Consider the following 14719-nt stretch of genomic DNA (forward strand, 5'->3'; position numbering starts at 1 on the left):
CCCCCCTGCGGGTGCCCGGCATGGGCCTACGGCCCCATCACCGCCGCATCGAACGTCGCGAGCACCTGCGGCAGGTAGACCGGCCCGCACACGACCCGCAGTCCGCCGCCGTCGATCCACGCCCACTGGCCGTTGCCGGCGAAGTCGTTCTCGGGATAGATCGCCAGGTAGCCGTCGTGGCGGCGGCAGGACGTGCCGCTTCGGCCGGCGTCGATCGCCAGCGGGATCGATCCGGTGCGGCCGCCGGCGACGGCCGTCGCGGGTGCCGCGAGACGGACGGCCTGCGTCGTCGGGTCGAACGTGAGGCGCGGTCCGCCGGGCTGGTCGGCGCCGTCCGGGACGACGTCGGGCAGCCCGATGTGCGACCAGTCCTCGTGCGTGCCGCGGCGGACGACCCAGAAGTCGAACGGCGCGGGCTCCGTCATGCCGAGGAGGGTCATCGGCACGGAGAGGACGCTGGCGTGCGTCGCGACGTCCGAGCTGAACAGGGTGTCCGTCGTGCGCTCCGTGCCCGTGATGGCGTTCGATGACGCCACCCACCGGCCGACGAACGTCTGGACGCGGTCCGGGCCGCGGTGGTCGCCGGCGCGGACGCGCCAGTCGGCGCTGCCGTCGCGGTCCGTGTCGATGAAGATCTGGGTCTGCTGCGGGACCGGCATCATGACCGCGGCGTGCGTCACGACGGCGAAGTCCAGGCGGTCGGCCGTCGTCGATGTTGTGGACGCCGTCGTCGCGCGGACGCCGACGGCGGCGACGTCGAGGGCGTCGGGCACGTTCGGCTCATCGGGGTCGGTCGGCATCGCGTCGACGGCGCCGGCCGGGGTGACGACCGTCCCGCCGGGTGTCCCGAGGCCGGGGGTGCGCTGCGCCGGGCGGTGGAAGAGCTGGACCGTGCCCGTGAAGGGCGAGGTGTTGTCGAACGTGAGGCGGTGGCCCGGGCCGGCGTCGGGATCGGCCATCCAGGTGTGGGCGACGGCCGAGGCGCGGCGGGCCATGAGGTAGAACGGGACGGCGGCGGCGGGCGCGGTGACGTCGGGCAGCGGTTGCGCGTTCCCGTCCACCGGCTGGAAGGTCAGCCAGCCGTCGATCTCGCTCGCCTCGACGCTGCCGATCCCGTCGCCGGTGGCCGCCGGGTAGAGCGTCCAGTCGGCAAGCTTCGCCGGGTCGATGGCGACCGAGATCGGTGCCGTGCGCGTTTCGCGCGGCGCGAGGCTGTGGACGACGGATTCCTGGAGCTGGAACGTGAGGCCGGCGTCGGCCGCCGCCGGGCGGCGGAAGCGGGGCACGATTCTGTACGTCACCGGCGCGTCCGTCAGGTTCGTGAGCGTCACCGGCAGCGTGACGTTCACCGGCGCGGTCAGCGCGCGGATGCCGACGTTCAGGCTGGCGATCGTGCCGGCGCGCGCGAGGAGCGGGCCGGTGCCGGCGCGCAGGACGTCCAGGCGGCCTGCTCCCTGGCGCGGGATCGGCACGATGCCGCCGCCGGCATACACCGTCGGCTGGGCGTAGTTCATCAGGAGCGCCGCCACGCCGAGGCCGTCGAGGCTGAGGTTCTCCGCCCGGTTTCGCTGGGCCACGACGCCGGCCGCGCCGGCGACGTGCGGGCCGGCCATCGACGTGCCGTTGAACGAGGCGCCGCGCGTGCCGGTGCCCATCGCCGCCGAGAGGATGTTGCTGCCCGGCGCGGCGATGTCCGGCTTGAGCGCGCCGTGGATGTTCGGGCCGCGTGAGCTGTAGCCGGCGACGAGGTCGGCGCTGGAGAGGTCGAGGCTTACCTTGGACGCATCGAACGTGACGTGCATCACCGCGCCGCCGAGGAGCATGTCGCGCAGCGTCTCGCCGGGGGCGCGGTCGATCATCGCGGCCGGGATCGTGATGCCGGCCGCGTCGCCGGCCATCTGGCTCTTGGGGTTCTCGTTGGTGTACATGAGGATGGCGATCGCGCCCTTGCCCTGGGCCTTGAGGATCTTGTCCGACAGGTTGCACAGCCCGCGCTCGACGAGCGCGACGCGCTCGCTCACGTCCTGCGGCTGCGGGTCCTCGCCGCAGCCCCGGCCGAACCACGCCAGCTGGCCCTCCATGCGGCCGCCGGCGATGACATCCTTGAACGGCCGGGCGATGACGCTCTCGAGCCCGACGTGCGTCGTCGATGTGATCCCGTTGGTCGTGACGATCTCCATCCCGGACTCGGGCGGCACGGTGCTGGCCACCGAGACGACCGGCGGGCTGGCGGACGGCGTCCCGACGATGAACGCCCGGTTGCCGGAGTTGCCGGCCGAGGCGACGACGGTCACGCCGGCGGCGGTGGCGGCGGCGGCGGTGGTATCGAACAGCGTGCTGGCCACCGCCCAGTCCTCGCCGAGGCTGATATTAACGGCATCCACCCGCGGCGGAACGGTGCCGCGCGTCTCGATCCCGAGGTTCACGTTGCCGCACCACTCGATGGCATCCACGAGGACGTCCGCTGCCTCATCGTCGCCGTCCTCGCCGTAGATCTTCAGGCCCACCAGCTTGGCACCGGGCGCGACGCCGTTGCTGAGCCCTCCGGCAAACGCGTTGCCGGCCACGATGCCCGAGACGTGCGTGCCGTGGCCGCCGCCGTCCAGCGGGTCGGGGTCCGGGATGGGCGTGCTGGTGCACGTCCCGGCCGCTTCCTGCGCCGCCGAGCAGAGGTGCGGCGGGTTGTAGCGCCGTCCGACGAAGTCGTAGCCGGCGACGACCTTGGCGTTCGGGAAGAGCGGTTGGCCCTCCCAGAGGTCGTCGATCCGCTGCGTGTCGGTCACGGCGCTGGCCGCCGCATAGGCCGCTTCCGTGCCCGGCCCGCCGAGGTGGGCGTGCGTGTAGTCCACGCCGGTGTCGATGACCGCCGTGTACGACCCCGTGCCGTCATAGCCCTTCTGCGTCGCCAAGGCCGGCCCGCCGATGAACGGCACGCTGCCGTCCAGCTGCGGCGTGACGAGCGGCGCCGGCTCGATCGCCAGGATGCCGGGCACCGTGGCCAGCCGCGCCACCTGATCGGCCGTGGCGTGCAGCAGGAAGCCGTTCGCCAGCGTCGTGTACCGGCTGATCACCTGGGCGCCCGTCGCCTCGGCCGCCGCCACTGCCGGCGCCTGCGCCGCCAGCACCGCCGCCCTCGCCGCCACCAGCTCGTCGTGCATCGTCGCTGCGCGCGCCCGCACGTCGGCCGCGCTGGCCGGACTGCCGTCCGCGTCCGCCAGGCGGGCCGCGAACTGCTGCCACACGCTCTCGCCGGCCACGGTCACGAGGAGGCTGGCGCGGGGGGCGGGGTCCGGTTGGGCCGCCGGCGGTGCGGGGGCGATCGGGGGCGCGGCGGGCGCCGACGGCGCGGCGGCGGTGGGCGTCGTGTGGGCCGCGGCGGTGGCGAGGGCGAGGGCGAGGGCGGGGGCGAGCGCGAGGCGGGCGAAGGCGGGGCGCACGGTCATCGGGCGGGCTTCTTTCGGGTGGTGCGGGTCGGGTTGGGATGGTCGGGTTAGGCGGGTTGGGCTGTCTGGACGATGGGGTGGCGCAGTCGGAGCGCGGGTACGGCGGGTACGGTACGGCGGGGGCCGTGGGCGGTCAAGCGGTTCGGGTCGGCCGCAGCCGAAAGTTCGAACCAGGCGATTGACACCACCCGCCGAGCCGGCTATAATCCACCTTCGTTCGCGGGCGTAGCTCAGCGGTAGAGCGTCTCCTTGCCAAGGAGAAGGTCGTGAGTTCGAACCTCATCGCCCGCTTCATAGGCGAGGCTCCGTGCCTCGCCTTTTCGTAGCCTCGTCGGGGATCGTCCGAATCGTGACCGGGTCGATACCGGGTCGTTGGCAACGGCGGTTCACGGCGCGGAACACGCGGCGCGGTCCGTCCGTCGGTCGGAAGTCAGGCCACCCTAGCTCAGTTGGTAGAGCAGCTCACTCGTAATGAGCAGGTCGACGGTTCGAGTCCGTCGGGTGGCTCCATCTTTTTACAGAGTAAATGCGGTCGCTTGAAGCGTTCAGGGCCGCGCCTAGCTGGCCCAAGTATGCCAACGCGTATGCCAACGCGGATCGCACAGCCCTTCCGCTAGCTGCTATTTCCCGCGCCGGCGCCGGGGGGGGGGGGGGGGTTGTTTTCCTCGCCCGGGGGGCCGGGCACCCCCCCGGCCGGGGGGGGGGGCAAAGCCCCCCGCCGCACCACCCGCGCGGGGAGGGGCAAAAGGCGCCCCCCCCAGGGGGCGCCCGGGGGTTCGGGGGGGGGGTCCTCCGTTTTTTCCGGGGGGGGGCGGCATGGGCGGGGGGGGGGGGGGGGGGGGAAAAGGGGAAAACCGGGGGGGCGGGGGGGGGGGGTGGGGGGCGGGGCCGCGGGGGGAACAAAATAAAAAAAAAACAAGCCCCCCCCCCGTTTTCGTCGGCGGGGGGGGGTTTTTTTGCAAATATTTTTTGGGGGGGGGGCCCGCCGGGGGGGGGGGGGCCGGGCCAACCCCCCCCGGGCCGGGGCCACTTGTGGGGGGGGGGGGCCCCCGGGGGGCCCCCCGGGGGCCCCCCGGGGGGGGGCGGGTCGGAAAAAGCCCCCCCGGGCCGGGGCCACCCGGGGGGGGGCCGCCCGTGGGGGGGCCCCCCGGGGGGGGGGGCGGGGGGGGGCGCGCCGGGGGGGGGGCCTCCCCCCCCGGCCCACCCGGGGGGGGGCCACCCGGGGGGGGGGGGGGGGTTTGGGTCCCCGGCGGGGGGGGGGGGGAGGGGGGCGGCCCGGGGGGGGGTTTTTCGGGATAGAACCCCCCGGGCAGGGGCGGGCCGGGGGCAAACCCAACCCGGGGGGGGCCAACCGGGCCTTAAAAAATAGGGGGGGGGCGGGGGGGGGGCCCCCCTCCCGGGGGGGGCCAATCGGGGGGGGGCCCCCCCCGCGGGGGCCAACCGGGGGGGGCCAACCGGGGGGGGGGGGGACCGGGGGGGGGGGGGCCGGGAAGGGGCGGGCCGGTGGGGGGCCAATCGGGGGGGCTTCCCCCGGGGGGGGGGGCCCGGGGGCATAGCTAGCCAGGGCTGAGGGGAGAGGGGTGAGGAGGGAGAGGGGGAGAGGAGAGGAGGAAGAGGAGGAGAGGGGATGAGAAGGATTGGGGAGCGAGAGAAAAGGGAGGAAGAAGGAGTAAGAGAGAAAAAAGAAAGGAAGAAGCTGAAGAAGAAAGGGGAGTTGAAGAGGGAGAGGATTTTGAGAGCCGGGGGAAAGGGGGGGAGGAAGGGCGAGAAGAGGAAGGGGGAAAGGTCGAGGAAAAGGGGGTTCCTATTGAGAGCCGATCCCGCCCGCCGCCGAACGGCCGGTCAGAATGGCGTCCATCGTCGCCGCGGCCGCGTCGATGCCGCCCGGCAACGCATGGGCATACGTCCGCAGCGTCGTCGTCGGGCTGGCGTGCCGGAGCACGGCCGCCACGGTGGCGATGTCCGACCCGTTGGCGAGCAACAACGACGCGCACGCGTGCCGGAGGTCGTGCCAGCGCATCGGCGGCAGCCCGGCGGCGGCCAAGCGCGATCGAAACGTGCGCAGGATGTTCGGACCGTCGAGGGCCGATCCGTTGCTCGCCGTGAACACGAGGGCTTCGCTGGCGTCCATGTGCCGGCCGGCGGCCAGCCGCGCCCGTGCTTGGTCGGCCTTGTGGCGTCGCACGATGGCAACGACGCTGGCCGGGATCGCCACGGGCGCACGGCTGGCGCGCGTCTTGGGTTCGGCCAAGTGCTGAGCGTTGCCGGCCCGCTGCCAGGCTTGGCGCACGGTCAGGCGGGCAGCGTCGAGGTCAACGTCAGCCCAGCGCAGCGCGCGCAGTTCGCCTTGGCGAAGGCCGCAGCCGATCGACACAGCAACAGCGGCTTCAAGCCAATGCCCTTCGAAGGCGGCTAGGATCGCCCGTGCTTCCTCAGGCGACGGAACGCGCTGTTCCTTGGCTTCGGCGGCAGGAACGGCCACAAGGGCGCCGGACGCGACGTTGCGGATCAACAGCCCTTGCCGGACGGCCTGACCAAGACCGCGGCGAAGCGTGGCGCGCACGCGGGCAACCGTGCCGGGACTCTTGCCGGCCGCCGATAGTTCGGCAATCAGTTGCTCGACGTGGCGTGGGCTGAGTTCGGCCAAGCGCAGGCGGCCAAGGCGCGGGGCGATGTGGACGCGGACGTTCGATTCGTAGTGCGTTCGCGTCGAGGGCTGGACGTTCCGGCAGCCATTCTCTAGCCAATGTGCCAGGTAGCTGGCGACGGTCAGGCGATCGTCGGCCACGGGCAGCCCTTGGTCACGCTCCCGCAGCGCTTTGGCAAGCTTCTTGGCGACGTCGGCCCGCGTCGGACCGTAGAGTGCCTTTCGCTTCCCACCGGGCAGGGTCAACCGGGCAACCCATAAGCCCTCCTTGAATGGGCTGATACTGCCCTCACCGTTCCCGCGCTTGGCCATCGATTCCTCCCGCCTTGCTCGGCGTCAGTCGCCTTGAACGTTCCCGCGGACGCGGCCATACTCGCGCAGCGCTTCCGGCGCGCCGCTCAGCGCTAACGAATGTAGAGCGCTCGGCACGGCGACGACTTCGGCCAGCACGTCGAGCGCCGCGCGGACGGTTGCCGCCCGATTGCCGCCGAACAGCGGCGCCAGTGCCTCCAAGCGCGCGACGTGCTCAGCGCCAAGTCGGATGCCGGTTGCCTTGCTGCCCATGATCCTGTCCGCCATTCAATCCCCGATGGTTGCCGACGGTTCGCCGTGCAGTTGGTGGTTCAACCGGGCAGGATATCAGAACGTAGCGGCATTGTCAAGTATTGTATAGCATGTGGCGGCACTAGGTATACATAAGAGCAATAGTGCGACATTGTATCGCAAGGCTGTGGATAAGTCGCCGTCGCATTGCTCGGCTGGACGCTCTACCCGGCAATGTTCAACTGATTGCCCGTGGTCATGTTCACTTGGACCGCGGGCAGCGCCAGCCGGCGAACCTTGGCGAGCGCAAGCAGTGCGCGCACGTGGTCGGCCTGCGCCAGGCTGACCGCCTTGTCATAGTAGGCGGCCTTGGTTAGCACCATATCACCCGACTGCCGGATGGACTCGACGTACTGCAAGTGCAGCCATGTGACGACGATCCGGTCAATCAGCAGCCGCTCGACAGCCGGCGCGACGTCGTAATCCAAGCCGCGCCGAATCTCAGCGCAGCGCTGCCGGAAGCACTCGGCTTCGACCGAATCCTTCCCGCTCGACAAGCGCGCGATGATCCGGCCGGCCACATGCCGCGAGAGTTCGCCGGCCTGCGCGGCGGATGCTGGGTAGCGCCGTAGAATCTCCAGTTGCTCCGAACCGCCCTTGCTCTTGGATGCCAGCGCCTTGAACCGCTTGGCGTCCTCGTCAGAGAATTCCGCCAGGCTCAGCCTTGGCTCTTCGCCCGTCGCCATTCGCCACGCTCCTTGTGATAGCCGAGCGCCGCCAACTCAGCGGCAACGGCGTCGTCGACGGCTGCGCCAAGGCCGCGCACGGCCGCGCGCTCGGCGTCGTTGGTCTCACGCTCGGCACGCCATGCGGCGGCCGCCTGCGCCCGTTCCTCACGTTCGAGATCATCCAAGGCCGCGGCCAAGTCCGCGATCCGGCCGCGGCCGACATACTCGCGCACAACGCGCCCGTCCACCTTGCGGGATCGCGTGTAATAGCGGCCGCCGCCGTTGCGCGTTTCCCAAGCCATGCCGCCCTCCTTGTGTTACCCATTGTCGCAATGCCGCCGGCTGCTTGCCGTCTCACGTGCCGGGCAGCGTCGGCTGAGCGCCAGAATCCGGCGCCGAGCGCTGCGCCCGCTGAAACGTCGTGTTCAGGATCGACGGCGCCGGCATCTGGATGCCGCGCCCGTCCAGCAACTCGGCCACGGTCAACAGCTGAATGCGCGCGTAGTCCCGTCCATCCCAAGGCGAACGATAGAAGCCCGCGTTGGCGGCTTCCTGCCGCATCGGCTTCGTCGGCTCCTGTAGGGATATCAGGACGCCTATCTGCGCCCGCTCTCGGTCCAACACGCCTACCAAGTCGCGCACGTGCGTCACGTCCGTCTTGCCTCCCTTGACGGACAGGATGATCTGCTTGGACGCGCCGCCCGTCCCTTCGTCGTGAAAGTAGAGGCGGCCATCGATCCCGCCGTCTGCGCCCTTCCGTTCGTCAGAACTCGCCGGCCGCGCGCCGACCAAGCCGAGCGCCCAGAATTGGAATTGGTATTTGTCCAGGTCTGCCAGCGCCGCCGCGTCCTCAGCCGTCGTCGGCTCGCCGTATACCTTGAACTCGGCGGCCGGGCCGAAGGCGTCGCGCAGGCGCGTCCTCATAAGGCCGATGGCAAGGTGCGTAATGTCGATGCCGATCCATCGGCGGCCGAGTTGTTGCGCAGCGTGAACCGTCGTACCGCAGCCGCAGAACGGATCGAGCACGACGCCACCGGGGTTGCTGCTAGCCTCTATTATCCGTTCCAAAAGGGCCAGCGGCTTTTGAGTCGGGTAGCCGAGTCGCTCGGCAGCGCGCGAGTTGATTGGTGGAATGTCATCCCACAGATTTTGCAGCGGCTGCCCGGTCGACTCGTCAAGATAGATCTTCAAGCGAATGCGCCCGTCAGCTTTTGTCGGCATCCATAATCGGCCTTCCCTGTCGTATTGTTCCATCTTCTCGCGACTTATTGACCAGCCATTAGGGTGTGGCTGAAAGCCGCGATACTCGTAGGTCAGATTGGGTCGAGGGCTAGGGCTTCGCAGATCGCGCGTTGTGTATCGTCGTCCCGCCTCATCAATCGATCCGTATTTTTGCGCCACGTTCGCATCGCTGAGTGAGCGGCGCGGCGCGTTCCAAATGGCCTTTTCTCCTCTGGCGTAGAATAGAATAACATCCGTCACGTCGCCCAACTTCATGCGAGCATCACTATGCGCACTACTGCGCTTCCAGATAATTTCGTTCCGGAATTGCATGGGTCCAAACACAGCATCCATCAGCACTTTGAGATAATGACTCGCCGTCGGGTCGCAATGCAGATAGATGCTTCCGGTCGGTTTCAGCACGCGCCGCAACTCGACCAACCGCGGCGCCATCATGGCGAGGTAGGCCATCATATCGCCACCGTTGCGCCCGATGAGCTGTTTGAACGCCCGCAGCGCCTCTGCCGCGCCGCCGCCCGCCTCTACCGTCTCTTGGTACGCACGCGCCGCGACGTCATCCCAATGCCACGTGTCCGCGAATGCTTGCACCTGTGCGGCAGACTGGCTGCCGCCCTTTCCGCCAAAGAGCACGTTGTAATTGGCGTTGCTGTTGAACGGCGGGTCAAGGTAGACAAGGTCGACGGACTCGTCTGCGATGTGCCGGCGCAGCACGTCCAGGTTGTCGCCGTAGATGAGGGCGTTGGGCGCGATCATGGGAGTCTCCTGGATGCGGCGGCGTACATCGCGGCGCGGTTTGCTGGATGGGACGGGCGGTTGCCGGCGGATGGTAGACGTGCTGCCTGGCGCCGCCAAGGGTGCCAAGGATGCCAAGCGCGCCATATACAGCGACGTTGGCATCCTTGGCACCCTTGGACCTGGCAGCACGCGCCAGTGCCCGACAGACGGCGGCGCGTCAGGCGGCCGGGTCGGTTTGGCAGCCTTGCTCGGCGGCAGCGGGCAGTGACCAAGACCATCCGGCTGCGCTCTTCGTAGCGACGACGCCCAACTCCTTGTGGGCGCGTTTCAAGGTCCGCTTTGCGATACCCGCATCGTCCGCTGCCTGATAGCCGTCGTTGGCGGCCACCGGACCGTCGGCCAGGAGTTCGCGCACGAAATCGGCGGCTTCGCGCTTTGCAGTGCGCACATCCGGATTCGGCGGCGTCGTCAACTCGTCCGCTGTCAATGGCGACGTGCCGCCCCATTCGATCCGGGATGCGCCGTTGTCCGCCGCCACCGGGCGCAGCGCCAGCGATTCCGGCCGCGGTCCCAAGTTGCCCTTGACGTGCGCGAGGATGCGCCGCTGTTCGTCGTCCGGATCCGTGGCCAGCATCCAACCGCAGCGGGCGGCGCCGATGATGCCGATCGATCCGCCGCCACGGTAGATCGCTTGCGTCCCGGCGGACTTGTTCAAGTGGCGGACCAAGAGCACGGCCGCGCCGGTGTCGGTTGCCAGTCGAATCCACGGCGTCAGAACGCGGCGCACGTCTTGGTCCTTGAAGCTGTTGACGTCCTGCGGCACATACGCCATGAGCGGATCGACGATGACCAACGCCGCGTCGATCGCCCGGATCGTCGCCCGCACGTGCGCGACGTCCGCCAACGTCGGCATTGGCGCGCCTTCTTCGTTGGACGTGGCGAGGATCGCAACGATCCGTTCCAAGTCGGCGCCGGCAGCGTCAAGGCGTGGCCACGTCGTATCGGCCAAGCCGTCCTCCGCCGACAGGATGACTACGCCCCGCGGCCCGTCGAGTTCGCTTCGCGCACCGTCCGGCATCGGTAGCCCGCGCGATACGCGCGCCGCGATGTCAAGCGCAAGGGTGGACTTGCCGAGGTTCGGATCGCCGTCCAGCATCGTCAACTTGCCGACCGGCAGCCAGCCCAGCCAAATCCATCGCACGCGCTCGGGCTCGACGTCGGCCAAGCAGATCGTGCCGGGCGGCAGCCGCCCGCCAGCATCGGCGGCTTCGGCCAACTCCGGCAGCGCCGCCAGCGCCGCGCCAAGGCCGCTGCCGACCGCCTGCGCCAAGTCGCCAACATCGGCGTGCTCCGGGATGCCGTCGGGCCACGGTGCGGCCGACAGGTCAAGCGCCACGGCATTGATGCCGGCGGCGGCCAGTGCGGCGGCAACGGCAGGTCCGCCGCTCCGGCCGGTGGCGTCGGCATCGTAGACGACACGCACGGGCGCGGCGGCGCCGACGAACGCGGCCAGGTCCGCGGCGATGCCCGTGGCCGCCGACGTGGCGGCTTCGCCTGCGCACATGCAAACGGCCGGAATGCCGTGCAGCTGCGCCGCCCAAACGGCCGGTTCGCCGTTGACGACGTAGACAGCGGCGCCTTCCGGCATGGCCAATGACGCCAGCTGCGCCAGCCCGTACCAATGCGCGCCGCCACCCTTGCCCGCCCATGTGTACTTCGGCTTGGCGTCGTCCAAGAACTTCGCCCGATCGATGTGGAGCGCCGTCGGATAGCGGAGCGCCGGCCGACCGCTGAACCGCTCTTCGCGCACGCCCCACGTATCGCACAGCAAGGCGGCGTCGAGGCCGCGCGCGGCCGCGAACGCGTCCAGGTCCGCAGTGGCGCCTGTCGGCGGCTTCGAACGCCGCTTAGGCCGCGCAACGGCGATGTGGGCGGCATTGGCCATCGTGCGGGCGGCAGGCGTCCGGAAGCCGTCCAGGTCGATCCCAAGCAGTCGCGCAAGTGCGATCGTCCCGCCGCCGCCATCCATGTCCCGCTCGCAGTGCCGCGAGTGACAGCACCAAACGCCTTGGCCGGATTCCAATTGGCGGACGGGTCGGCGTCTTCGTGCGCGGGCGTGGGACAGCGGAAGACGATGGACTCCTTGACGCGCTTGGCTTGGTCCGTTCGTTCAACCGCGGCCGTGACGGCGGATGCCAGGGCAGTCATATCCAGGTCGTTGTTGAATGCGATCATGGCGCGGCCGCCTTCCGCGCGGCGTAGGCCGCCGGACGCGGCCGCCGTTCACACTTGCCCACCGTTTGTGGAGCATGGCATTCTGAGCGTGCTTGAAGTGTCTGGACGGCCGCCCTTGTCCGAGGGCGGCCGTCGCCATGTAGCGCGGCCACGTTCAACCGTCCTCACGCGCCGGCAAGCCGGCATCCCGTCGCCGCTCTTCGATCCAATCAGCCAAGTCGGCCGCCGGGATGCGGACGGATCGGCCAAGGCGCACGCTCGGGAGCGTGCCGTCGGCCAGCCAGGCATAGAGGCGGGCGCGGGATACGCCCAAGCGGTTCATGACGTCAACCGGACGAAGTAGGGTCGTGTCGAGTACAAACAGATCATTAGCCAAGGTAGCACCTCCTGTGCAAATGGCTGAGCATCTGTTGCGAGAGCAGCAGCCCTGTCGCAATGGATACTCAGCAGACCCGATTGAACCTAGTATATTCATACGCGATCGCCATGTACCAGGCATTGAGTGTTTCACGTGAAACATACAAGTATCTAACGACCAGCCGATCAGTAGGCGTTCACGAGGATACGGGTACAAGTACGCTCGACTCTCACACGTGGTCTGCAATGACGAGCCGGCATCGAGCCGCGCGCGCAACTAGCCGGTCGGCTGGGTGGCCGTGTCTCATGGCAGCCGCAAGGCACGGCCACGACTTGGGGGCGATGTATGCCAACGCGTATGCCAACCGGCCTGGCATTCGCTGCTACCCGCTGGACGTCGTAACCCGTCCGGTGGTCGATCTACAGAGCATGATGGTACGCCATGGCATCCACTGGACGCGCCAGACCTAGACTCGTAATGAGCAGGTCGACGGTTCGAGTCCGTCGGGTGGCTCCATCTTTTTACAGAGTAAATGCGGTCGCTTGAAGCGTTCAGGGCCGCGCCTAGCTGGCCCGGCATGCCAACGCGTATGCCAACGCGGATCGCACAGCCCTTCCGCTAGCTGTAGCTAGCCAGGGCTAGCCGATCCCGCCCGCCGCCGAACGGCCGGTCAGAATGGCGTCCATCGTCGCCGCGGCCGCGTCGATGCCGCCCGGCAACGCATGGGCATACGTCCGCAGCGTCGTCGTCGGGCTGGCGTGCCGGAGCACGGCGCCACGGTGGCGATGTCCGACCCGCTGGCGAGCAACAACGACGCGCACGCGTGCCGGAGGTGCCAGCGCATCGGCGGCAGCCCGGCGGCGGCCAAGCGCGATCGAAACGTGCGCAGGATGTTCGACCGTCGAGGGCCGATCCGTTGCTCGCCGTGAACACGAGGGCTTCGCTGGCGTCCATGTGCCGGCCGGCGGCCAGCCGCGCCCTTGCTTGGTCGGCCTTGTGGCGTCGCACGATGGCAACGACGCTGGCCGGGATCGCCACGGGCGCACGGCTGGCGCGCGTCTTGGGTTCGGCCAAGTGCTGAGCGTTGCCGGCCCGCTGCCAGGCTTGGCGCACGGTCAGGGCGGGCAGCGTCGAGGTCAACGTCAGCCCAGCGCAGCGCGCAGTTCGCCTTGGCGAAGGCCGCAGCCGATCGACACAGCAACAGCGGCTTCAAGCCAATGCCCTTCGAAGGCGGCCAGCCAGATCGCCCGTGCTTCCTCAGGCGACGGAACGCGCTGTTCCTTGGCTTCGGCGGCAGGAACGGCAGCATGGGCGCCGGACGCGACGTTGCGGATCAACAGCCCTTGCCGGACGGCCTGACCAAGCGGCGGCGTGGCGCGCACGCGGGCAACCGTGCCGACTTTGCCGGCTGCCGATACGTTCGGCAATCAGTTGCTCGACGTGACGCGGGCTGAGTTCGAGAGGCGCAGCCGGCCAAGGCACGGCGCGATGTGGACGCGGACGTTCGATTCGTAGTGCGTTCCTGTAGACGGCTGGACGTTCCGGCAGCCGTTCTGTAGCCAGTGCTCCAAGTAGCTGGCGACGGTCAGGCGATCGTCGGCCACGGCAGCCTTGGTCACGCTCCCGCAGCGCTTTGGCAAGCTTGGCGACGTCGGCCCGCGTCGGACCGTGAGTGCCTTTCGCTTCCCACCGGGCAGGGTCAACCGGGCAACCCATAAGCCCTCCTTGAATGGGCTGATACTGCCCTCACCCTCCCCGCGCTTGGCCATCGATTCCTCCCGCCTTGCTCGGCGTCAGTCGCCTTGAACGTTCCCGCGGCACGCGGCCATACTGCGCAGCGCTTCCGGCGCGCCGCTGAGCGCTAACGAGAGAGCGCTCGGCACGGCGACGACTTCGGCCAACACGTCGAGCGCCGCGCGGACGGTTGCCGCCCGATTGCCGCCGAACAGCGGCGCCAGTGCCTCCAAGCGCGCGACGTGCTCAGCGCCAAGTCGGATGCCGGTTGCCTTGCTGCCCATGATCCTGTCCGCCATTCAATCCCCCACGATGGTTGCCGACGGTTCGCCGTGCAGTTGGTGGTTCAACCGGGCAGGATATCAGAACGTAGCGGCATTGTCAGTATTGTGCAGGCATGTGGCGGCACTAGGTATACATAAGAGCAATAGTGCGACATTGTATCGCAAGGCTGTGGATAAGTCGCCGTCGCATTGCTCGGCTGGACGCTCTACCCGGCAATGTTCAACTGATTGCCCGTGGTCATGTTCACTGGACCGCGGGCAGCGCCAGCCGGCGAACCTGGCGAGCGCAAGCAGTGCGCGCACGTGGTCGGCCTGCGCCAGGCTGACCGCCTTGTCATAGTAGGCGGCCTTTGGTTAGCACCATATCACCCGACTGCGGATGGACTCGACGTACTGTGCGCAGCCATGTGACGACGATCCGGTCAATCAGCAGCGCCGCTCGACAGCCGGCGCGACGCGCGCAATCCGCCGCGCCGAATCTCAGCGCAGCGCTGCCGGAAGCACCGGCTTCGACCGAATCCTTGCCGCTCGACAAGCGCGCGATGATCCGCCGGCCACACGCCGCGAGAGTTCGCCGGCCTGCGCGGCGGATGCTGGGTGCAGCGCCGTAGAATCTCCAGTTGTTCGAACCGCCCTTAGTCTTGATGCCAGCGCTTGAACCGCTTGGCGTCCTCGTCGGGAGAATTCCGCCAGGCTCAGCCTCGGCTCTTTCGCCCGTCGCCATTCGCCACGCTCCTTGTGATAGCCGAGCGCCGCCAACTCAGCGGTAA

11 protein-coding genes and 2 tRNA genes are annotated in these 14719 nt (G+C 69.1%); 2 read left to right on the forward strand and 11 right to left on the reverse strand.

Features of this window, described 5'->3' with window-relative positions:
• Positions 1-26: 26 nt before the first annotated feature.
• Complete coding sequence (locus IPG72_02050; GenBank protein MBK6767819.1) at positions 27-3443, reverse strand: S8 family serine peptidase; 3417 nt, start codon at positions 3441-3443, stop codon at positions 27-29.
• A gap of 219 nt (positions 3444-3662) precedes the next feature.
• Between IPG72_02050 and IPG72_02055 the strand changes: the two genes are divergently transcribed.
• Positions 3663-3734 (forward strand) — tRNA-Gly (locus tag IPG72_02055).
• A gap of 143 nt (positions 3735-3877) precedes the next feature.
• Positions 3878-3953, forward strand: a tRNA-Thr gene (locus IPG72_02060).
• A gap of 1294 nt (positions 3954-5247) precedes the next feature.
• On the opposite strand, the gene IPG72_02065 is transcribed toward IPG72_02060, so the two are convergent.
• The 10 genes from IPG72_02065 to IPG72_02110 form a co-directional block, all read right to left on the reverse strand.
• Positions 5248-6336: a site-specific integrase gene (locus IPG72_02065; GenBank protein MBK6767820.1), complete on the reverse strand. Its 1089-nt coding sequence runs from the start codon at positions 6334-6336 to the stop codon at positions 5248-5250.
• A 90-nt stretch (positions 6337-6426) separates the two neighbouring features.
• On the reverse strand, positions 6427-6654 hold the full coding sequence (locus IPG72_02070) for a hypothetical protein (GenBank protein ID MBK6767821.1): 228 nt from the start codon (positions 6652-6654) through the stop codon (positions 6427-6429).
• Positions 6655-6857: 203 nt separating this feature from the next.
• Positions 6858-7379, reverse strand: a complete 522-nt coding sequence (locus IPG72_02075; protein MBK6767822.1) for a hypothetical protein — start codon at positions 7377-7379, stop codon at positions 6858-6860.
• Positions 7352-7663: a hypothetical protein gene (locus IPG72_02080; protein ID MBK6767823.1), complete on the reverse strand. Its 312-nt coding sequence runs from the start codon at positions 7661-7663 to the stop codon at positions 7352-7354. The genes IPG72_02075 and IPG72_02080 overlap by 28 nt, the downstream gene beginning before the upstream one ends.
• A 52-nt stretch (positions 7664-7715) precedes the next feature.
• Positions 7716-9356: a restriction endonuclease gene (locus IPG72_02085; protein ID MBK6767824.1), complete on the reverse strand. Its 1641-nt coding sequence runs from the start codon at positions 9354-9356 to the stop codon at positions 7716-7718.
• Between the two features lie 199 nt (positions 9357-9555).
• Positions 9556-11367 (reverse strand): AAA family ATPase, encoded by a 1812-nt coding sequence (locus IPG72_02090; protein MBK6767825.1) that lies wholly within the window; start codon positions 11365-11367, stop codon positions 9556-9558.
• Between the two features lie 360 nt (positions 11368-11727).
• Complete coding sequence (locus tag IPG72_02095) at positions 11728-12048, reverse strand: helix-turn-helix domain-containing protein (protein MBK6767826.1); 321 nt, start codon at positions 12046-12048, stop codon at positions 11728-11730.
• A gap of 1025 nt (positions 12049-13073) precedes the next feature.
• Complete coding sequence (locus tag IPG72_02100; protein MBK6767827.1) at positions 13074-13313, reverse strand: hypothetical protein; 240 nt, start codon at positions 13311-13313, stop codon at positions 13074-13076.
• 45 nt (positions 13314-13358) lie between these two features.
• Positions 13359-13550, reverse strand: coding sequence for a hypothetical protein (locus IPG72_02105; GenBank protein ID MBK6767828.1), 192 nt, complete (start codon positions 13548-13550; stop codon positions 13359-13361).
• 174 nt (positions 13551-13724) lie between these two features.
• Entirely contained in the window at positions 13725-13949 is a 225-nt protein-coding gene (locus IPG72_02110) for a hypothetical protein (protein MBK6767829.1), read from the reverse strand.
• Positions 13950-14719 lie beyond the last annotated feature (770 nt).

The organism is Candidatus Avedoeria danica (assembly GCA_016703025.1).
GTDB lineage: Bacteria > Chloroflexota > Anaerolineae > Epilineales > Epilineaceae > Avedoeria > Avedoeria danica.

Bases quoted from the DNA above. Each gene is read 5' to 3' on its own strand.
- IPG72_02090 (MBK6767825.1), bottom strand. From the start codon at position 11,367: ATGGATGGCGGCGGCGGGACGATCGCACTTGCGCGACTGCTTGGGATC.
- IPG72_02075 (MBK6767822.1), bottom strand. From the start codon at position 7,379: ATGGCGACGGGCGAAGAGCCAAGGCTGAGCCTGGCGGAATTCTCTGAC.
- IPG72_02070 (MBK6767821.1), bottom strand. From the start codon at position 6,654: ATGGGCAGCAAGGCAACCGGCATCCGACTTGGCGCTGAGCACGTCGCG.
- IPG72_02080 (MBK6767823.1), bottom strand. From the start codon at position 7,663: ATGGCTTGGGAAACGCGCAACGGCGGCGGCCGCTATTACACGCGATCC.
- IPG72_02110 (MBK6767829.1), bottom strand. From the start codon at position 13,949: ATGGGCAGCAAGGCAACCGGCATCCGACTTGGCGCTGAGCACGTCGCG.
- IPG72_02085 (MBK6767824.1), bottom strand. From the start codon at position 9,356: ATGATCGCGCCCAACGCCCTCATCTACGGCGACAACCTGGACGTGCTG.
- IPG72_02050 (MBK6767819.1), bottom strand. From the start codon at position 3,443: ATGACCGTGCGCCCCGCCTTCGCCCGCCTCGCGCTCGCCCCCGCCCTC.
- IPG72_02095 (MBK6767826.1), bottom strand. From the start codon at position 12,048: ATGAATATACTAGGTTCAATCGGGTCTGCTGAGTATCCATTGCGACAG.